Origin of the sequence: Bacillus sp. 5mfcol3.1 (assembly GCF_900114335.1) — a bacterium.
Classification (GTDB): domain Bacteria; phylum Bacillota; class Bacilli; order Bacillales; family Bacillaceae_G; genus Bacillus_A; species Bacillus_A thuringiensis_S.
Genome location: NZ_FOST01000002.1, coordinates 1,497,183 through 1,517,039 on the forward strand (window position 1 = coordinate 1,497,183; position 19,857 = coordinate 1,517,039).

The window sequence follows — 19,857 nt, forward strand, 5'->3', positions numbered from 1 at the left end:
AAAATGATGAAAATAAACTTTATAGAAATAAAAAATATGAACGTAGAGGATTAAACAAAGTATATAGTGCTTTTTTAGTCATGTAATCTTTTAATCTGATGATCTTTTCCCCATTCAAACAGATTATCCATTATTTGCATTAAAGATTTTCCGTATTCACTTAGTGTGTACTCAACCTTTGGTGGAACTTCTTGATATACGGTACGATAGATAATCCCATCAGCTTCAAGTTGCCGAAGTTGTTGTGTAAGAACCTTTTGTGTAATGTTTGGGATTTCTCGTTTAATTTCATTTGTTCGCATTTTTCCATCTGACAAAATACATAAAATATGAACTTTCCATTTTCCACCGATTACATCGAGTGTTGTTGCAATTGGGCAATTATCATTTTGATTCATATAACACCTCCACAGGTACTTTAAGGTTCCTATAGCACTTTAAAGTACGTACTTTTCAATTATATGTGACTCATTCATACTAATACGTAAAGGGTTGAATAATTTATAAAGGGGATGAAAAAAGATGAAAACACTTGTAATTGTAGCACATCCTGATATTGAAAAATCAAAAATTAATAAAAGATGGATTGAAGAACTTGAGAAATATTCGGATGAAATTACGGTGCATGAATTGTATAAAGTGGCACCGAATTGGGAGTTTAATATTGAAGAAGAGCAAAAGTTATTAGTAGAACATGACAGATATATATTTCAATTTCCGCTTTACTGGTACAGCTCACCACCATTATTAAAAAAATGGTTCGATGATGTATTAACATATGGATTTGCGTACGGATCTAAAGGAGATAAAGTGAAAGGGAAAGAATTTGGTGTAGCTATTTCTATAGGTGGATTAGAAAAAGACTATGAAAATAGTGGAATTACAATGGATGAGTTGACGAAACCATTCCAAGCTACATGCTTATACACAGGTATGGAATTTATACCTTCCTTTTATTTATATGGTGCAGAATATAAACTAAGCGATGAAGAGATTGATAAAAGTGCACCTGAGTATGTGCAATATGTGATGAACAAGAAGTATTCTAATATATAATGGGAAATATCCATTTACTTGTAAAGTAAATGGATATTTTATATTCTTCTTATATTCACTAAGTGTAATCTTTAGTAAATTAATAGTTAATCTGGTAAAATAAAAAACCTAACATACATAAAGGGGAGTTTTACTTGAGAACGATGCGACAATTATTACAAAAGAGAGCAATGCAATCACCAAATTTGGAAGCGCTTGTAGGGGGGAAGAAAAGATATTCGTTTCAGCAATATAATGAACGAGTAAATCAGTTTGCACATTATTTGTTACATAATGGTGTGCAAAGAGGAGATCGTATAGGAATACTATGCAAAAATAATCACCCATTTCCAAGCGTTATGATGGCAAGTTTAAAAATTGGAGCGGTATTTATTCCGCTAAATCATCAGCTGACTGTTTATGAATTAGAAACGATTGTAAAAGAAGCGAAATTAAAAGTGTTAGTTATTGATGAAGAATTTAATGAAGTGTTATTAAAGGTTGATGCTGTTAAAGAAATTCCTTATGTAATTCAAACAACAAAAGAAGACTTTGGTTCATTTGAATTAGAGTTGCAAAAACAGCCAACGACAGAACCGAACGTAGAAGTTCATGAAGAAGACGATGCCATTTACTTGTTTACATCAGGAACGACTGGACAGGCAAAAGCATGTGTAATTGGACATAAAAACTTACATCATTATTTTGCTGAAATTGCGGGACAAAGAGAAATCCCAGCAGGTGAACGCTTTTTATCTGTGCATCCATTGTTTCATATGAGTGGCGTGCTTTCTATTTTAAATTGTATTTATCATGGCGTTACGATGATCTTCTTAGCTGATTCGAATCCTGCTCTTATTTGGGATAAGATTGAAGAAGAGAAAATTACTACGATGCTTGCTTTCCCAGCCGTTTATAGTTACATGCTTGATGAACTAAATAAAAAAGAACGTAACATTTCAACCTTTAAAGTAGCACAAAGCGGTGGTACAAAAGTGCCAGAAACACTCATTCAAAAATATATGGAAAAAGGCATATATATGGTGCAAGGCTATGGTAGTACAGAAGGTTGGGTTGTAACCTCATGGCATCCAATGATGGGAAAAGAAAAGATGTCTTCTGTAGGAAAGACCTTGAAAAATGTAGAGGTGAAAATTGTTCATCCGGAAACAGGACATGAACTAACAACAAATGAAGTTGGAGAGATTCATGTGAAAAGTCCATACATGTTTAAAGGATATTGGAATAATGAAAAGGCGACAAAGAAGGTAGTAAAAGATAACTGGTTTAACATGGGTGATGCTGGCATGATAGATGATGATGGATTCCTGCATATTATGGGAAGATATAAAGACGTTATTATACGCGGTGGTGACAACGTATATCCAGATCAAGTAGAAGATGTTATTCATGAAATACATGGTGTTTTAGAAGTTGCAGTAGTTGGAGTTCCAGATGACTTTTGGGGAGAGGTTCCAAGAGCTTACATTGTGAAGGATGGCGAAACAACATTAACAGAAGAAAGTATTACTCAGTATTGTAAAGAGAAATTAGCAAGCTATAAAATACCAGAAGTAGTATTCATAGATGAGTTACCGAAAAACGCTTTAGGAAAAGTGTTAAAGAGGGAATTACGAGATGCAGTTCTTGTGAAATAGAAAATTATGAAACGATGGAGAACCCAGTTATGTATAAAGCATGACTGGGTTTTTGTTAATGTTTCTGTTAGTGGAGAGTATAAACGTTTTTGTTTTTTTGATGCAATTTTTTAGCTTGGTAACGCTCGAACGATATTCGGCTATTAGGCAATTTAAACCTCGCTACCTCCACTTGAAATTGTTATAATTAAAATGTTTTTAATATTTCAATAATTAGGAGGCTAGAGAATGAAAATTGCGATAGTCTGTTTCGATAACTTTACTGATATAGATGTTTTTTTACCATGGGATTTATTAAATCGTGTACGTTTAGTTGGCGGTATTTCTGATTGGAATGTCCAGCTATTAGGAACGGAAAAAACGCATATATCCATGTCTGGCTTACGTATCCCCATGACAGGAAGCATATCTGATATACCTTCCGCTGACGCAGTAATATTTGCAAGTGGCAAGGGGGTCCAAGGTTTATATCAAAATCAAGAATATCTTAATAGCATTCATGTAGATCTTCAAAGACAATTAATAGGCTCTATGTGCTCTGGTTCACTACTACTAGGAGCTAAAAAATTGTTAACTGGCAAAAAAGCAACTACATATCCATCTGTAGTAGAACAACTTAAAGAATTTGATGTAGACGTTATTGAACAAAGCTTCGTAAATGAAGGGAATATCTCGACTGCCGCAGGTTGTTTTGCTGCTCAAGACCTCTCAGCTTGGATTATAAGAACCTTGATTAATGAAGAAATGGTTGACACTGTGCTTGAAACTGTTCAGCCAGTGGGCAAAGGTTTATATTTTAAATAATCAAGTTAGAAATAGATAATCTGACTTGATTATTTAAAATGACGTTTTGGTACAATTTCTTCATTAGTGAATTCAAGTAATTCTCCTAAGGAGGGCGACCGTCACATCGTTATCAAGCCAAGGGTTTGGAATTACCTCAAAATGAAAAATTTCCCCTTATACAGTTAATTATAGAATTCGACTTATTTTTTTCGTATTGGGGAACTACTAATTTCTTAAGTTGATGGGCATAAGGTTTGTTACTAGATTTTGTATTTCGTGTAAGATGACAAAGAATATTCAATCAATTACTGGAGGAAGAGATGTAAATGAAGCTGCCGCTATTACAAGTAGAGACAGAGAAACTTATGATCCGTCCGTTCCAAAAAGATGATTACGAAAGTTGGTTAGATGGATTTAATAAGAGACTGCCATCGCAGTATAAATATGACGATGGCTATCAAGTTATGGCATCACGAACAAAAGAATGGTTCACGGAATGGATTAGAGGGTTTGATGAAGCAGCACATCGAGATGAGATGTATGTATTAGGTATTTTTCGTAAAGAAGACGGAGCTAATATTGGTAAGCTAGAGCTGATTAAAATTTTACGTATGGACTATCAATGGGCGATGATGGGATACTCCATACATAATCAATATTGGAGAAATGGATATGGTGTTGAAAGTGTGAAAGCTGCGCTACCGTTATTTTTTAGTTGCCTTGATTTTCATAGAATCGAATTACATATACATGTTGATAATGAGCCATCAGTGCGTCTTGCGGAAAGCGCAGGCTTTTCATTTGAATGCAAGAGAGAGGCATTTTCATTAGAGAATGGTAAGTGGATGGATTTTCTTATTTATTTTAAAAATAAGGAGATGAGTATATGAGAGTGGTTATTACAGGTGGAAATCGGGGATTAGGGTTACAGTTAGTAAAAGTATTTCATGAAAAGGGGCATATCGTTTATCCGTTAGTTAGAACTGAGGTTGCGGTAACGCAATTGAAGCAAATGTATAGTTGTAGATGTTTTCCTATATTGGCAGACTTATCGGTTGATGAGAGTACGGAGCAAATTGAGAAGCAGCTTGAGGAATATACAGAGCATGTTGATCTAGTTATAAATAACGCTGGCATTACTGGGAAGGAGACTGAGATTTTACATACAAATTCAGAAGAGTTAACGGATTTATTTAATATTCATTGCTTAGGTGTAATTCGGGCTGTAAAAGGTACATATATGGCGTTAGCTAAATCGGATCATCCGAGAATAGTAAATGTGTCCTCTCGATTAGGGTCATTACATAAAATGGCGAACAAAGAGTTTCCGCAAGGCCAGTTCTCATATTCATATCGAATTGCTAAAGCAGCACAAAATATGTTAACACTCTGCTTACAACAAGAGTTTGAGAATAAAGGAATTCGTGTAACGGCAATTCACCCTGGGAAATTAAAGACTGACATTGGTGCTTTTGATACGAATATGAATCCGGCTGAAGGAGCAAAGAATATATATGATTGGGTAATAGATTCAAATGAGGATGTTTCAGGGAAGTTTATTGAGCCTGGTATGGGGGAATTAAAGTGGTGATATACGATCTTGCAATCATTCAGAATCTGTTTGGTCCTTCTAAAAAAGTATTAAATGGCTTACCAAATGCAGTGACAATTGAAGAAATAGAAGAAGATGTTTTGTATAACGTACAAACATATAAAGAAAAGATAAGTAGATTTGAAGAGGTTTGTTTTAATTGGGAGTTAAAAAGAGCGAGTATTGTATTAAACAAGAGGTTTAGTAGTTATAACTCAAACGCAAAAGTGTTACTTGATGCCGGTTTTTCTTTACATGCCGCAAAGATAGAAGTATGTAGAGAATTGAACAATATAGAAGGGCTTGAAAGACAATATACATATCGATCAATAGCAGAAGGAACGTTATCGGAAAAAGAATTTAAATATATTTGGGAACAATGTATGTCGGGTTCAGGGAATCAAACTTCAATTTTAACTATCGATGAACATTTTTATTCCGTGCAAACAGAGTTAGGTAAGGGTTGGGGAAAGTCATGTATTGTTTTTTATGATAAAACTGAGCCAATTGGTATGTCCATACCGCATATAGAAACTGGAACAGAAAGTGAAGGACGATTATTTTACTTGGGAGTAATGCCTTATTATCGCGGGAAAGGAGTTGCTTCTCATATGCATCTTCAATCTTTACATATGTTAAAGGAAATGGGGGCTACTTATTACATCGGAAGCACGCATACTTCAAATGAAAAGATGCAGAGGATATTTTGGAGAAATAATTGTTCGATGAAAACGGAGACAGAGCTTTATTATAAAATTTTTAAAGTAGATTAGGAGAAAAGAAGATGAAGACTATAAACGTATTTCATTACGATGCATTTACGAATAAACCAAATAAGGGAAATCCAGCAGGTATTGTATTAGAAGCAGATGGATTAACGGAAGAGGAAATGCAAATTATTGCTGAAAAAATTGGATATAACGAAACAACTTTTGTTCTTTCCTCAGAAGTAGGAGATATAAGAATGCGCTATTTTACACCTGGTTTTGAAATGGATTTATGTGGTCATGGGACAGTAGGGACGATATGTGCCTTGCGTGAAAAAGGTTTATTAGAAAAGAAAAGTAACCTTACTATTGAAACGAAGGCAGGGATTTTACCAATACAAATAGGTTTAAATGAAAATGGAGAAACCTTTATTAAAATGAGGCAGACAGCACCTCAGTTTAAAGATTTTGCAGGTTCAAAAGAAGAATTAGCTCATAGTATTGGTTTAGAAGTAAATGATTTAGATGTAAGTTTACCGATAGTATATGGAAGTACAGGAAACTGGACTGTAATTGTGCCGATTAAAAATCTAGATGCGTGTGAGAGAATGAAACCTAATAATGCTGCATTTCCGTCAGTATTAAGAGAAATACCTAATGCTTCTATTCACCCAATTTGTCTAGAAACTTATGATGAACTAGCACAAATGCATGGCCGTCATTTCTCGTCAGCTTATGCAGGAACGATTGAAGATCCAGTGACAGGAACAGCTTCAGGTGTAATGGGAGCGTATTATGCGGAGTATTTAGAGAAAGATTTTGAACATGAATTGGATTTAATCGTTGAGCAAGGACAGGAAATAAATAAAGATGGTCGTGTAACCGTTTATGTAACGAAAGGGATAGAAAACGAAAAGTTACAAATAGATATCGCTGGAACAGCGGTGTATGTGAAAGAGTTTGAAGTTTCAATATAAAAAAAGAAAGCCCGGCATACATCCGGACTTTCACTATCTGTTCAATACTTCAATATACGAAGCATTTCCAGTTGTTCTTAAAGCAGAGCGAAAATTGTTATTTTCTAGCGTTTTAGCGACTTGTTGTAATTGCTGTGCATCATCATGATGGATAAGTAAGCTGTCAGCACCGTTTTCCTCTATATGAATGTGTTCAACATTTCCAATGGCATCATGTATAGCTTTTAAAAATTCAGGTTTCATGGTGTCCTCCTATATGTATGTAACGTTTTTATTTAGTATTTCCTTATTTTTGAAATATAAAAGTAAATGAAAGGAGAAATAAAATGAATATAAAGCAGTTTAACGAACATATAACATCACTATTTGGAGAGCATCTTCATAAATACGGCGATGATGAATATGGTTTTACTCATATAAGTAAAGATGAATTTCACAAAATCGGTTACACAACAAATTTAACGTTAGAAACTATTGAAGAAGCGTATAGAAATGGAGTCGATATGATAGTTACACATCATGCGCCGTGGAGTTTTTTATTTGGTATGGAAGAGGCTTGTATTGAGAAATTGAAGCAATATGAAATGAATCATTTTTGGGTTCATTTGCCGTTAGATTTTGTAAAGTTTGGCACGTGTACATCGTTATTTAACGGAATTGGGATAGATACAATACTGGAATATTCCACGTATGAGGAAGAAGAACTACCGGGAATAGGAGAATATAAAGAAGCGATTCCTTTTTCAAACTTAGTTGGAAAACTTGAAGAAAAAATGGAAGAGAAAGTGAAGAGCTGGAGAAATCACGATAAACCAGTAAAACGGATTGCAATCTTAACCGGTGCAGGAAACAATACAAATTTGATTGAACGTGCATTAGAAAAAGGATGTGACACGTACATAACAGGTGAAAAAACATTATATACAGTGCAACATGCGAAATTTAAAGGAATTAATTTAATTGTAGGCAGTCATACGTTTACAGAAGTGTTTGGTGTAGAAAGTTTGGCTCATAAATTACAAGACATAGACCCTGCAATAGAAATTATTAGAGTATATGAAGAGCATTTAGAGTGATAAAATCACGTTATCATAAATGGGATATTGAAGAAAGCCATTGTAATAAAATAAAATTGTTGTTTGTTATATTAGGATGGTTGGGAGGATTTCCCTTGCGTTTGTCAAATAATAGTAAAGTTGTCTTTTGAATTGAGGGAATCTTCCGAATTAAAGGGTGAGAGAATGGACATTTCAATAATCACTGCACAACTAGTTAAGGAAAAAGTTATTTCACATTATCCAAATAGCGTAAAAGCATTAAACGGGGGAACGGCAAGTACTATATATTTGTTAGATGAACAATACGTTGTAAAGTTGAATGAATCCGATGTCATACGTGAAGAAGCTTATTTTCTTCAGTTTTATAAAAAGGACGAATTATTTCCAAAGCTTTTATATAAGGAACCTTTAAATCGCTATATTGTTTACTCATTCCTTGAGGGCACAACTTCTTGCAAACTAGGCTATAAACGGAGTGTTCTTTGTAAACTTGTAAAAGAAGTTATCAATGAGTATGAAGTAGCTACAGAGGTTGATGGCTGGGGATGGAAAGAAAATCCGGTTCAATCTTGGAGTGGATTTTTAACAACAAATGTGATAGAAGCTCATGAAAATGTAAGGCGTTACATAAGTGAAGAAGAGTATAGAACGGTTCTTAAGTTAGCGAATAGGGACGCTGGAATAAATCAGCCGTTTTTATTGCATGGTGATCTTGGATTTCATAATTTTATATTTCAAGAGAATAAACTGCACGGTGTAATTGATCCTTTACCAGTGTTAGGAGATCCTATATATGATTTAATTTATGCGTTCTGTTCAACTCCGGAAGATTTAACAAAAGAAACGATTGGTTATGCGATGAAACAATGTGTATTTCATAAAAATGACCGTGATTTATATGAAGAAATAGTCATAGGATTATATTTGCGTATAGATACATGTTTACGGCACCACCCGAAAGATTTAGAAGATTATTTAGAAGCTTGGCGTTATTGGATGGGTGAGGTTGAGGTGACTTTATAGTACAAATATTTTTAGGGGAGATGGTGAGATGAATGTTGCAGAAGCGAAAAAGGATTTAGCAATAAAAACGAAGAGAGGCCTACCGATTATATTAGCCGGCGTTTTATTTTGGATAGTTATGAGTATAACGGGATTTGTTCTTTCTGAAAAACAAGTGGTGTGGGTATATTTAATCGGTATGGGCTGTGTGTTTCCTTTTGGCTTAATGATAGCTGCTATATTAAAGATTGATATGTTTGCGAAAGGAAATCCGTTAGGGGTTTTGGCAGGCTTAATTGGTGGAATAAATGTATTGAATATTCCACTTGTATTACTTGCCTATTTTCAATTTCCAGAATGGTTACCTTTTGTAGTAGCGATGTTAATAGGTGTTCATTTTATTCCGTACGTATGGATTTATGAAAGTAAAAGTTATGGTTTATTATCAGTAGGGACTGTATTTGTAACGTCAGTTTGCGGGATTCTTTTTGCAGAAAAAGGATTTACTGTAATTCCATTATCGGTTACAGTTGTCTATTTACTTACTTTTATAAGTTTAATAATTGAAAATAAAAAAGCAGATCATTATCAACAAAAGTCAGCTTAATAAAAATATAGGGATAGGGGAAATTATGATGAAAAATTTCGTTTGTACAACGTGTGGCGTGCAGTACGCAGCGAGTGTAGAAGAACCAGTGAGTTGTCATATTTGTGATGAAGAAAGGCAGTATGTGAATCCGAAAGGGCAGTCTTGGACGACTTTAGAAAATTTGCAAACAGATGATACATATAAAAATGAAATAATTAAAGAGGAAAATGGACTTTATAGTATTACGACAAAACCAGGATTTGCGATCGGTCAAACGGCATTTGTAGTGAAAATAGAGTCATATCGTTTACTGTGGGACTGTATTACGTATTTAGATGAAACGACAATTACGAAAATAAAAGAGCTTGGCGGATTAGATGCGATTGCATTGTCTCATCCTCATTATTATTCAACGCAAGTAGAATGGGCAGAGACATTTGATGTACCAATTTATATACATGAAGATGATAAAGAGTGGGTGATGCGTCCGAGTAGTCGTATTATTTATTGGTCTGGTGAGTCTTTACAATTAGCTGATGGATTAGTCATTCATCGTTTAGGGGGACATTTTAAAGGTGGATCTGTCTTACATTGGGAAGAAGGTAATGACGGAAAAGGAATTTTGTTAACAGGTGATATTATTCAAGTTGTAGCAGATGAGCGGTGGGTAAGCTTTATGTACAGCTATCCAAACTTAATTCCACTACCAGCGAGAAAAGTGGAAGAAATGGTGAATCGAGTGAAGCCGTTACAGTTTAATCGTTTATACAACGCTTTTCATCGAGTAGTAAAAGAAAATGCAAATGAGGCAGTTGAACGTTCTGCTGACAGATATATAAAAGCAATAGAAGGAAAGTTGTTTCATACGTAAAAGGAGAGTAGCTTAATGAAAAAGTTAGTATGTTTTGGAGATAGTATTACAGCTGATGAAACATTTTTTGATGGAATGCCGAGATTAACACCACGTTTGCAAGAGATGTTTCCGAATTGGATAGTAGTGAATGCAGGTGTTCCAGGTGATAATACGTTCGATGCGTTAAATAGGATTGAAGAAGATGTAATATCATATAAACCAGATTTCGTAACAGTTTTTCTTGGTACGAATGATGCGGTTTCTTTTTCTCAAGTGTCATTACAAGCATATAAAGAAAACTTAGAGAAGATTGTGAATCAAGTTTCATCAGATAAAGTGCTACTGATTAGTCCTGCACCAGTTGATGAAGAAAGACAGCATAATAGAACAAATAGAGTGCTTAGTCAGTATGCAGACGTGGTGGAGAAAGTGGCGAGGGAAACAGGAAGTTATTTTCTAAACGTATTCGCTGAAATGATTCAAGAACGGGATTATAAAAGATTTGTAGAAAATGATGAAAAAGATGAAAAAGATGGATTACACTTTGGGCCAGAAGGTTATGAGTATGTAGCGAAGTTAATTGGTGAAAAGTTAAAAGGGATTTTATAAGGAGCAAAGCACTTAGTGCTTTGCTTTTTCGTATTTCTTTCGTAGTCCATAAACTTATTGATTGCTGTAATTTGGACAGATATTTTGCGTTTTTATCCCGCATTAACTGTCCGTAAACGCCCCATTGGTGAGGGCTAATAATCAGTGGGGGATGAACAAAAACCCCACTGATTAAAGTTTCACTTTATGTGCTTAAAAGGCGAGTTCTGTTTTAAAGTAATATAAATTTATTTTTAAAAATTTATATTTCGTAGTTGAAAATCAATAAAGGTGTAACTATAATAGTTACAGTAAGTTTGTTATTTTGAAATCTACACATTGAATTACAAGAATGAAGGGAGTTTTTATGTAAATCAAAAAGTTATAAAAATCTATTAATTTTTATAATAAGATAAAATGATTTTCGGTTCATACACATTATGAAATATGTTATTTCTAATAGAAAACTAGAGGTGGAAAAATGAAAAATTTTAAAGGTATGTTGATATCATCACTTGCAATTACAACTTTTGCTGGGGCAGGTACGACATTTGTAACAAATACAGTATATGCTGCTAATGACGATTCTAGTAAAATACAAGTTCGTTCTAATAAGAGTATAAACACAACAACTGGCTCGAGATTGCCTGTATTATCAGTCAATCCTTATGATGAACCTAGATTTTCAAGACAGGGATATCTTGAAGAGGCACCTTTAGGAATTAATGCTCCTTATGCTTGGGGAATTAAAGGAGGAAATGGCCAGGGAGCAACTTTTGTAGATTTGGAAGAAGGTTGGTTATTAAATCATGAAGATTTAGTCGGTCAAAATATTGAATTTATGTCTGGAAAAATGAGTAATGATCTTTCTCACGGTACTTCAGTTCTAGGTGTTGTTTCTGCAGCTGACAATGGGATTGGGAACATTGGGATTGCACCAAAAGCAAAGGCAAAAGTAATTTCAGTGATCCGAGATAATGGGAGAATCGATGTAAGAGATGCTATTTTAAGTGCCGTAGATTCTTTACAGGCTGGAGATGTTTTATTAATAGAAGAATCCTTTAAATATGATGGATATGGAGATGACCCTTTACCAGTAGAAGTATACCCGAGTATATTTAACGCAATTCGCAAAGGTACAGATAAAGGCATTATTATTGTAGAAGCAGCTGGTAATGGTGGGATTGATTTAGATGAATTTAAAGACCGTAATGGTAAGCAGATTTTAAATCGAAATAGTCCAGACTTTAAAGATTCAGGAGCTATTATAGTTGGAGCATCTACTGCAAGAGTTCCTCATAAACGTTTAGCTTTCTCTAACTATGGTAGTAGAATTGATGTATATGGTTGGGGAGAGTATGTTGATACATTAGATACATATCAAAATCAAAATAGTAAAGGACAAAAAGTTACAGATCAGAACATAATTAATCGTTATACTTCTAATTTCCGTGGTACTTCTAGCGCTTCGCCTATAATTGCTGGGGCTGCTGTATCGATTCAAGGGATTGCTAAAGAACATTTAGGTAAGGCATATACACCAAAAGAATTGAGAGCAATTTTAAGTAATCCTAATACAGGCACAAAGTCTAATAACCCATCATCTGATAAAATAGGGGTTTTACCAGATTTAAAAGCGATTTTGTCTAACCTTGGATTTCATAGTGATTTGACTACCAATGATCCTATGGTATTTCCAGATAACGTAGAAAAAAATGAAGGAAAAGAAAATTCAACTTTCGTATTTCCAGGTGAAGAAACAAAAAGAACAGGTGATAAAAATTCAACTGTAACCTTCCCAGAAGAAGATTTAAAACAGGAGGAAAAAGAAGAGGGATTAATTGTTTTTCCTGATTAATAAAAAAATACTACCTTCCATTTGGAGGTAGTATTTTTTATTTCTTGTCAATAACAAGCAGGCATGAAATTTGTATTTGTTTATCTTTCATAATGAACTTAACCACAAAGTCGAATGTTTGACTGTTAATTAACTTTTTCGTCTCAATCAATTACATGAATTAATCTAGAAATGCTTGCTGTAATGCTTTCAGTCCATCGCTGTAAATACCATGAAACAGATTAATTGCCTCTTCATCACTAACCTCAACAGGAGTGAACGTACCAGACCACTCTACTAATGATGTGTTACTTTCAGTACCTTTTTTCACCCGGATTGTAGATAAATAATTAGTGACCGGGAACGGTGCATTCATGATTGAATACGTGTAGTAGCGTTCCTTATCATTGAATACTTCTAAGCGTTCTATAATTGTATCACCATCTGGATTAGCTAGATGACGTACACGACCGCCTTCAGTTAATTTACTACTAGGTATATAAGGTAACCAGTCTGGAAGGGAGTTGAAACCTCCGATTAATTGCCATACTTGTTCAGGTGATCCGAAAATTTCCATAGATATAGTAGTATATGCCATGTTCATTACGCTCCTTTTTATCCCGGTATTTACGGGTAAATAATCAGTAGGGGATAAACCGCCCCACTGATTAAAGTTTCACTTTATAGGTCCATAACTTATAGTGAGAATGAATTTTATTGTGGATTTTTTATTTGATATATAATTATAAAGTTAAAACTATATACTTTTAATAATTAAATTATATAATAAATATAGAAACGAAAATTTATGAGCAAGGAAGTTGAAAAATATGACATTAACAATGGGCTTTATTGGATTTGGAAAGTCAGCTAACCGCTATCACTTACCTTATGTAAACACACGTAATAATATAAAAATAAAAACGATTTTTGTACGTCAAATAAATGAAAAATTAGCGGCTCCATATAAGGAAAAAGGTGTTTACTTCACTACTGATTTGGATGAATTGTTGAATGACAAAGAAATTCAAGTGGTGACGGTCTGTACGCCAGCACATACGCATTACGAATTAGCGAAAAAAGTTATACTTGCTGGAAAGTCAGTTATCGTTGAAAAACCATTTTGCGATACAGTGGAACATGCGAAAGAATTATTAGCTTTAGGACGAGAAAAAGGTGTAGTAGTTATGCCTTATCAAAACCGCCGTTTTGATGGTGATTTTTTAGCTGTGAAGCAAGTAGTTGAACAAGGATTCCTTGGTGATATTATTGAGATTGAATCACATATTGATTATTTCCGTCCTGGTTCAATCACTCATGAAGCTCCAAAAGAAGAAGGTTCATTTTACAGTTTAGGTATTCATACGATGGACCGTATGATTTCACTATTCGGCCGTCCAGATACGGTGACATACGATATTCGTAATAATGAAATGGAAGGTGCGGTTGATAATTATTTCGATGTTGGTTTACATTACGGAAATCAGTTGAAGATTAAGCTGAAAACGAACCATGTCGTAGCAAAAGATTATCCACGCTTTATCGTTCATGGAACAAATGGATCATTTATTAAATATGGTGAAGATCAGCAGGAAAATGATTTGAAAGCGGGGATTATGCCTGAGAGTGCAGGGTTTGGTGAAGATTCACCGATGTACTATGGAGTTGCTAAATATCGTAATGCAAATGGTGACTGGATTGAAAAACAAATTAAAACGCCGCTTGGTGATTACGGTCGTTTCTATGATTCCGCGTATGAAACAATTATAAATGGTGCACCAAAACTTGTGAAAGACGAAGAAGCGGTAACGAATATTGAAATCTTAGAAAATGGATTTGCTGCCCCATCACCTTCAGTTTACAAACTTGAGGCTTTACATTTGAATGAATAGAAGAGAGTTTGCAGTATAAAGGAGGTATGAAAATGGCAAGCGGATCAACACAAGTAAAATACCTCGGCATTTATCAAAAGATTAAACAGCAAATTTTAGACGGTGAATATAAAATCAACGAAAAAATTCCGAGTAGCCCCGTCCTTGCTGAAGAATTTGGTGTTTCAGCCCTTACTATTAAGAAAGCGCTGGATCTATTAGTTAGAGATGGCTACATCATCCGCCGGCGCGGAAGCGGAACAGTGGTGCAAGATTGGCGTCAACAGGAAAAGGCACGAATGATTCAAACTTTAACGGGTACGAAAGCTGTATACGGCAGTGAGGTAGAAAGTAAAATTATCGAGTTTGCGATTGTTGGGGCTGATGAAGTAGTTGCTGAGAAATTGGGAGTTTCAATCGGTGATTTCGTCTATAAAATCATTCGCCTCCGCATCATTCACAGCATTCCGACGATTATGGAGCATACATGGATGCCAATTTCGGTTATCCCAGGTGTTGGGGCTTCTGTTTTAGAGGAGTCGATATACTCACATATTCAAAATAAACTTGGTCTTGAAGTAGGGACATCTGTTGTCAGGGTTAAAGGAATTCGCCCAGATGATAGGGAAAAGCAGTTTATGAACTTAACAAATCAGGATTTCCTAATGCGAGTTGAACAAGTAGCTTATTTAACGGATGGACGAACTTTTGAATATTCTTATGCAGATCATCTACCCGAAACCTTTGAGTTTGAAACAGTCATTACTGCAAAAAATTATAAAGAGATATAAAAATCGGTTGAGGCAAGTATTGTCTCAACTGCTCCTATTATACGTTAATAGAATGAATCCAAGACTTAACATTTGATTTATAGAACTGTAAAGTTTAAAATTACAGTATAGTTTTTAGAAGTGAGTTGTTATCGTCTGTAAAATGTAGATAAATTAAATATTCTCGAATAAATAATATTGCTTGTATTTGATTCTAAACTGTAATTTTTTTAATACATTTCAATAACCGATGTTTAAAATGTACGTTTCATAACATTAAAGGAGTGAGTTAAATATGGTAATTCTATATACAACAGCAAGCTGTGCCTCATGCCGAAAAGCGAAAGCATGGCTTGAAGAGCATCAAATTGATTATATTGAAAAAAACATCGTATCAAATTCTATGACAGTTGATGAGCTTAAATCGATTCTTCGTTTAACTGAAGAAGGGGCTACTGAAATTATTTCAACTAGATCCAAAACTTTTCAGGACTTAAATATAAATATTGATGAGCTCTCGCTAAATGAATTTTATACATTAATAATTGAGCATCCACTAATGTTACGTCGCCCGATTATGCTGGACGAAAAAAGATTGCAAATTGGTTTTAACGAAGAAGAAATTCGTAAATTTTTACCACGTAGCGTCCGAACATTTTTAAACATTGAATTACAAAAGTTGGCTAATTAATAAATAATATTTCTTATGGAAAATTTTCTTGAAAGGAGGAAGCAGAAGATGATTGAAGTATGTGTTACAGTTAATTATAATGATAGAAATTATCAAACAAATGTTATTGTGAGTAAAGATACGATTTGGACAAAAATTAAACAACTGGCAGAAGAACAAGTGAAGAAACAGTGGAGTGTTTAATTTTATTTTCAACTTAAAAAGCTAAATGAAGTTATCAGATATAGGTGGGCCCGGATAGAATATAAGAGAATTAATTTTTTATGGCAAGAAGTATTCTATATGTTTTAACGTTCTAACCTATCTGTAATATTTATGGCTATAGTATATTAATATATGAAAAACAATATTTTGAATCGTAGGAGGAAAATCATGAACAGCGACTTTACCTTGGCCATACACAGTTTAACTTATTTAGCTTTACAGCCAGATCGGATGTCAACAAGTAATGCTATTTCAGAAAGTGCAGGTGTACATCCAGTACGCATTCGCAAAGTACTAAGTTTGTTAAAAAAACATAAGTTTATACAATCGAAAGAGGGGACTGGTGGCGGTTTTATTTTCGCTCGCGATTTAGATGAAATTAATCTTTGGCATATTTATCAGATAACCTCTGAAGGTGCTTTGCAGCCGAAGTGTCCAGAATCAAACAATCAGTGTGTTGTAGGTTCGAACATGCGAAAAGTTCTTTTCGCTATTTTCTTAGGTGCTGAAGAGCATCTAGGTGAATACTTAAAGAATTATACAATGAAAGAAGTTGTTGACCTTATCAATCAAGAGCGTTAAGCGGCTTAATTATTATATAGCCGTGAGTTCTTAACACTTAAATGTAATGAAAAATATTACAGTATAATTGTTTTTATATCTTTTTTATCGTCACAAAAAATATTTATAGGAAGGTGAAACGGTATGATGTCAAATAATAATCATGTTTTAAAAGTAGGAGATTGGGTTCGTGGAATATCAAATGAAGGTGAGTTAATAGTTGGTTATATTGTGTCACTTGATGATGTGGAGGATATAGTTACAGTTAGTATTGTGAAACGTGACGGCAAGTACACAATAAATGAAGCGATTTTACTCTTTAGTAAACACGTTAACAAACTTCCTGAATCAAAGGTAATAAATAAGGAACAAATCCTTTATCTTATAGATCTTGCATTATTAACAGGGGATGAAGAATGGTTTATCGAGCTTTCTTCAAAATTAAACTCGATAAAAGAGCTAGTTAATGAGGGATTTTAAAATTTAAACTTTTGAGGATGCACACAATCCGCCTTATGGAGAGGACATAATTACTTTTCGCATAAAAGGAAATGATGTAAAAACGATTCATTACAAACATAGAGATATTCCTGATAACGATAATTATGTAAATGAGCTGTCCATATGGGGCAGCTTTTTTGTTTTTTTACTCAGTGTATCTTTTTAAAATGTATATGAATTCAATATCAATAATATATATCCTAAAATTTGGTTTTTTTATTTTGGAATTTTTTCTTTTTACCTACATTAATTATTTATTAGAATATCTTTTATGTTTAAAATGAAATTTTTTGATAAAGGGGATATAAGTATCTTTATAATGAGTAACCTAGAAAAACAATGTATTATTGTATTTTTTTACTAACTAATTCAGCTTTAAGCGATAAAAACAATGGCTACATGCTAACTGTAAAATATTATCCATATAAAATTATTCCACTTTAATATTTCTGAAAATATAAAAATATTAATTTTATAAATATACACGTTATAATGAGGGCGTCGAGAGAAATTTTATTATCTCTGGAGAAAATATAAAAAATGCGATTACTAGTAAGAAAGGTGTGTGATTAGAGGCGAAATGTATGTAATGTGCTTCAGTGGCTTGTGTAAGCAATATCATCAGTGCTACCGAAGTTATGAAGGTAATGTATAGAATTGAGAAAGAAATGCCTCGCAAATGAAGAGAGGCCGGTTTAGCTAAAATTACTGTTAAAAGTAAAAAAGAGAAACCATTAAAGTAATACACTGTTATTAGAAATGTTGCAACGTATTTATGAAGTCTATTCTATATTGTTCTCTTAAGAGGTCTTTATATAAAGAGCGGATATTACGAGTAAACTTTTTTGTGAACGCTAACAATTATATTAGGACGCTAACTAGCGAATGTTTCAATTTGGATTCATTATGATGAAGGACATACAAAGTGGGGCAACTTGTAAGGAATTCATTTTCCGAAAAGGGAATATTTGTTAGGCGTAAAGAGAGATGTAGGAATAGATACAAGGGGGAGTTATTATATGAACGGGAATACTGCAAAGAAAATAGAAGTTCAAGCTGAAAATACCGCACGAAAAAATGAGCAATATGCAGATCCGAAAAAGTGGCATAAGCAGGATACTACATGGGCACTCAGTCTATTTGGAACTGCAATTGGAGCAGGGGTGCTCTTTTTACCGATTAATGCAGGTTCAGGTGGTTTATTATCTTTACTACTAATTACATTACTTGCATATCCAGTTATGTATTACTCACATAGGGCGCTTGCTAAAATGATATACGCTTCTAATTCTGCTGATGAGGGGATCACAGGTACAATTAGAGAGTATTTCGGAAATAAAGCGAGTATCATTTTTAACATCGTATATTTCGGTTCAATTTATACAATCGTACTAATGTATTCGGTTGCGCTTACAAATACTGCAAGTAGTTTTATCGTGCATCAATTGCACATGCCAGAACCTCCAAGGGCTATTTTATCACTTGTATTAGTTCTTGGCCTTATCGCTATACTAAATTTTGGTCAAGATATTACTGTAAAGGTAATGAGTATGTTAGTGTATCCTTTCATAGTTTCTTTACTTTTTATCGCAATATCTTTAATTCCACAGTGGAATACGTCAATGCTTAGTTTTTCAGCTGTTTCAACTGCTTCAACAGGAACAGGCTATTTTGGAACGATATTGATGATTCTACCAATCATCGTATTCTCATTTAATCATTCACCTATGATTTCATCATTTGTTGTGAAACAGAGAGCTACGTATGGAATCGAAGCCACTGATGCTAAATGTGCGCAAATACAAAAGGTTTGTTATATCATGACATTCGCTGTTGTTATGTTCTTCGTTTGGAGTAGTGCATTGAGCTTGACTCCAGATGATATAAAAATGGCAAAAGAACAAAACTTATCAATTCTTTCATATCTTGCTAATGAGCTTAATTCGCCTGTAATCACTATTGCAGCTCCAATTATTGCTTTTGTGGCTATTACAAAGTCTTTCCTTGGCCATTATATCGGAGCATTTGAAGTAATGCGTGACATGATTATTAAGTTCGGTAAATCACGTGGAAAAGATATTGAAGAAAAAACAATTAAGACAGTAATCCTTACTTTCGTTGTATTATCATGCTGGTTTGTTGCTTATACAAATCCAAGTATTCTTGGACTTATTGATTCTCTAAGCGGTCCTTTAGTTGCTGCTATCTTATGTCTATTACCGATGTATGCGATTCAAAAAGTGCCAGTACTAGCTAAATACAAAGGGAAAATGAGCAACGTATTTGTTATTATTGTAGGTGTACTTACAGTTTTAGCAAGTATTAAGTCATTATTCTAATTCACTACTGTTGGTTTTAGTATCAAAATAGTTGGATCTGAGAAAAGAAGGAGCAAGTTTTGAATAGTTTTTTTCAAAACTTGCTCTTAAAATATTCTAATGAATTAATTTTACAAATAAGTTTATTCATATTAGTCATCTAGCGTTTTGGTTATATACTCATCCAATATTATCAAGACCTAAATCGAGAAATTTTAAATATCAAGCGCCTAACGTATTATATATCCCTAATATGTTAG

The 19,857-nt window shown here is 34.0% G+C and carries 23 protein-coding genes and 1 pseudogene; 21 read left to right on the forward strand and 3 right to left on the reverse strand.

Annotation, left to right across the window (positions count from 1 at the left end):
* Nucleotides 1-74: 74 nt before the first annotated feature.
* Nucleotides 75-398, reverse strand: coding sequence for a winged helix-turn-helix transcriptional regulator (locus BM089_RS17120; protein ID WP_001072981.1), 324 nt, complete (start codon nt 396-398; stop codon nt 75-77).
* Nucleotides 399-522: 124 nt separating this feature from the next.
* On the opposite strand from BM089_RS17120, the gene BM089_RS17125 reads away from it, so the two are divergent.
* The 7 genes from BM089_RS17125 to BM089_RS17155 all read left to right on the forward strand — a co-directional run bounded on the left by BM089_RS17125 (nt 523) and on the right by BM089_RS17155 (nt 6,754).
* Nucleotides 523-1,056 carry an NAD(P)H-dependent oxidoreductase gene (locus tag BM089_RS17125; protein ID WP_000855231.1) on the forward strand — a complete coding sequence of 178 codons (534 nt, stop codon included), beginning with the start codon at nt 523-525 and terminating at the stop codon, nt 1,054-1,056.
* A 143-nt stretch (nt 1,057-1,199) separates the two neighbouring features.
* Nucleotides 1,200-2,693: a class I adenylate-forming enzyme family protein gene (locus tag BM089_RS17130; RefSeq protein WP_080017696.1), complete on the forward strand. Its 1,494-nt coding sequence runs from the start codon at nt 1,200-1,202 to the stop codon at nt 2,691-2,693.
* 228 nt (nt 2,694-2,921) lie between these two features.
* Nucleotides 2,922-3,497, forward strand: a complete 576-nt coding sequence (locus BM089_RS17135) for a DJ-1/PfpI family protein (protein ID WP_053563915.1) — start codon at nt 2,922-2,924, stop codon at nt 3,495-3,497.
* 308 nt (nt 3,498-3,805) lie between these two features.
* Complete coding sequence (locus BM089_RS17140) at nt 3,806-4,369, forward strand: GNAT family N-acetyltransferase (protein WP_090977510.1); 564 nt, start codon at nt 3,806-3,808, stop codon at nt 4,367-4,369.
* Nucleotides 4,366-5,070, forward strand: coding sequence for an SDR family NAD(P)-dependent oxidoreductase (locus BM089_RS17145; protein WP_090977511.1), 705 nt, complete (start codon nt 4,366-4,368; stop codon nt 5,068-5,070). Before BM089_RS17140 ends, BM089_RS17145 begins: the two co-directional genes overlap by 4 nt.
* Nucleotides 5,067-5,843: a GNAT family N-acetyltransferase gene (locus BM089_RS17150; protein WP_139213287.1), complete on the forward strand. Its 777-nt coding sequence runs from the start codon at nt 5,067-5,069 to the stop codon at nt 5,841-5,843. The genes BM089_RS17145 and BM089_RS17150 overlap by 4 nt, the downstream gene beginning before the upstream one ends.
* A gap of 11 nt (nt 5,844-5,854) precedes the next feature.
* The gene (locus tag BM089_RS17155) at nt 5,855-6,754 is read left to right on the forward strand and encodes a PhzF family phenazine biosynthesis isomerase (RefSeq protein ID WP_090977515.1); all 900 of its coding nucleotides are present in this window, start codon (nt 5,855-5,857) and stop codon (nt 6,752-6,754) included.
* Between the two features lie 33 nt (nt 6,755-6,787).
* Here BM089_RS17155 and BM089_RS17160 read toward each other — a convergent pair whose 3' ends face one another.
* Nucleotides 6,788-6,997, reverse strand: coding sequence for a hypothetical protein (locus BM089_RS17160; protein ID WP_075719109.1), 210 nt, complete (start codon nt 6,995-6,997; stop codon nt 6,788-6,790).
* An 83-nt stretch (nt 6,998-7,080) separates the two neighbouring features.
* Between BM089_RS17160 and BM089_RS17165 the strand changes: the two genes are divergently transcribed.
* From BM089_RS17165 to BM089_RS17190, 6 genes are all read left to right on the forward strand, one after another.
* On the forward strand, nt 7,081-7,830 hold the full coding sequence (locus tag BM089_RS17165) for a Nif3-like dinuclear metal center hexameric protein (protein WP_001022440.1): 750 nt from the start codon (nt 7,081-7,083) through the stop codon (nt 7,828-7,830).
* A gap of 165 nt (nt 7,831-7,995) precedes the next feature.
* Complete coding sequence (locus BM089_RS17170) at nt 7,996-8,835, forward strand: phosphotransferase (protein ID WP_090977516.1); 840 nt, start codon at nt 7,996-7,998, stop codon at nt 8,833-8,835.
* A gap of 28 nt (nt 8,836-8,863) precedes the next feature.
* Nucleotides 8,864-9,421 (forward strand): DUF7010 family protein, encoded by a 558-nt coding sequence (locus BM089_RS17175; RefSeq protein ID WP_023522581.1) that lies wholly within the window; start codon nt 8,864-8,866, stop codon nt 9,419-9,421.
* A 25-nt stretch (nt 9,422-9,446) separates the two neighbouring features.
* A complete protein-coding gene (locus BM089_RS17180; RefSeq protein ID WP_090977518.1) occupies nt 9,447-10,274 on the forward strand; it encodes an MBL fold metallo-hydrolase in 828 nt (275 codons plus the stop codon).
* 15 nt (nt 10,275-10,289) lie between these two features.
* Nucleotides 10,290-10,865 carry an SGNH/GDSL hydrolase family protein gene (locus BM089_RS17185; protein WP_090977520.1) on the forward strand — a complete coding sequence of 192 codons (576 nt, stop codon included), beginning with the start codon at nt 10,290-10,292 and terminating at the stop codon, nt 10,863-10,865.
* 460 nt (nt 10,866-11,325) lie between these two features.
* Complete coding sequence (locus BM089_RS17190) at nt 11,326-12,702, forward strand: S8 family peptidase (RefSeq protein WP_075718385.1); 1,377 nt, start codon at nt 11,326-11,328, stop codon at nt 12,700-12,702.
* Nucleotides 12,703-12,862: 160 nt separating this feature from the next.
* Here BM089_RS17190 and BM089_RS17195 read toward each other — a convergent pair whose 3' ends face one another.
* Nucleotides 12,863-13,279: an SRPBCC family protein gene (locus tag BM089_RS17195; protein WP_000332041.1), complete on the reverse strand. Its 417-nt coding sequence runs from the start codon at nt 13,277-13,279 to the stop codon at nt 12,863-12,865.
* A 232-nt stretch (nt 13,280-13,511) separates the two neighbouring features.
* On the opposite strand from BM089_RS17195, the gene BM089_RS17200 reads away from it, so the two are divergent.
* The 8 genes and pseudogenes from BM089_RS17200 (at nt 13,512) to BM089_RS17240 (ending at nt 19,618) form a co-directional block, all read left to right on the forward strand.
* Complete coding sequence (locus BM089_RS17200; RefSeq protein WP_000176645.1) at nt 13,512-14,573, forward strand: oxidoreductase; 1,062 nt, start codon at nt 13,512-13,514, stop codon at nt 14,571-14,573.
* 32 nt (nt 14,574-14,605) lie between these two features.
* Nucleotides 14,606-15,343, forward strand: coding sequence for a GntR family transcriptional regulator (locus tag BM089_RS17205; RefSeq protein WP_086403312.1), 738 nt, complete (start codon nt 14,606-14,608; stop codon nt 15,341-15,343).
* A 274-nt stretch (nt 15,344-15,617) separates the two neighbouring features.
* Complete coding sequence (gene spxA / locus BM089_RS17215; protein ID WP_000236189.1) at nt 15,618-16,013, forward strand: transcriptional regulator SpxA; 396 nt, start codon at nt 15,618-15,620, stop codon at nt 16,011-16,013.
* Between the two features lie 48 nt (nt 16,014-16,061).
* Nucleotides 16,062-16,196, forward strand: a complete 135-nt coding sequence (locus BM089_RS17220; RefSeq protein WP_000573532.1) for a BA3454 family stress response protein — start codon at nt 16,062-16,064, stop codon at nt 16,194-16,196.
* 189 nt (nt 16,197-16,385) lie between these two features.
* A complete protein-coding gene (gene saiR / locus BM089_RS17225) occupies nt 16,386-16,799 on the forward strand; it encodes an Rrf2-family transcriptional regulator SaiR (protein WP_001083465.1) in 414 nt (137 codons plus the stop codon).
* Between the two features lie 123 nt (nt 16,800-16,922).
* A complete protein-coding gene (locus tag BM089_RS17230; RefSeq protein ID WP_000987461.1) occupies nt 16,923-17,258 on the forward strand; it encodes an IDEAL domain-containing protein in 336 nt (111 codons plus the stop codon).
* Nucleotides 17,257-17,445, forward strand: a pseudogene (locus BM089_RS17235) (DUF3888 domain-containing protein); the annotation flags it as partial. The gene BM089_RS17230 and the pseudogene BM089_RS17235, both read left to right, overlap by 2 nt.
* An 853-nt stretch (nt 17,446-18,298) precedes the next feature.
* Nucleotides 18,299-19,618 (forward strand): aromatic amino acid transport family protein, encoded by a 1,320-nt coding sequence (locus tag BM089_RS17240; protein ID WP_001014190.1) that lies wholly within the window; start codon nt 18,299-18,301, stop codon nt 19,616-19,618.
* Nucleotides 19,619-19,857 lie beyond the last annotated feature (239 nt).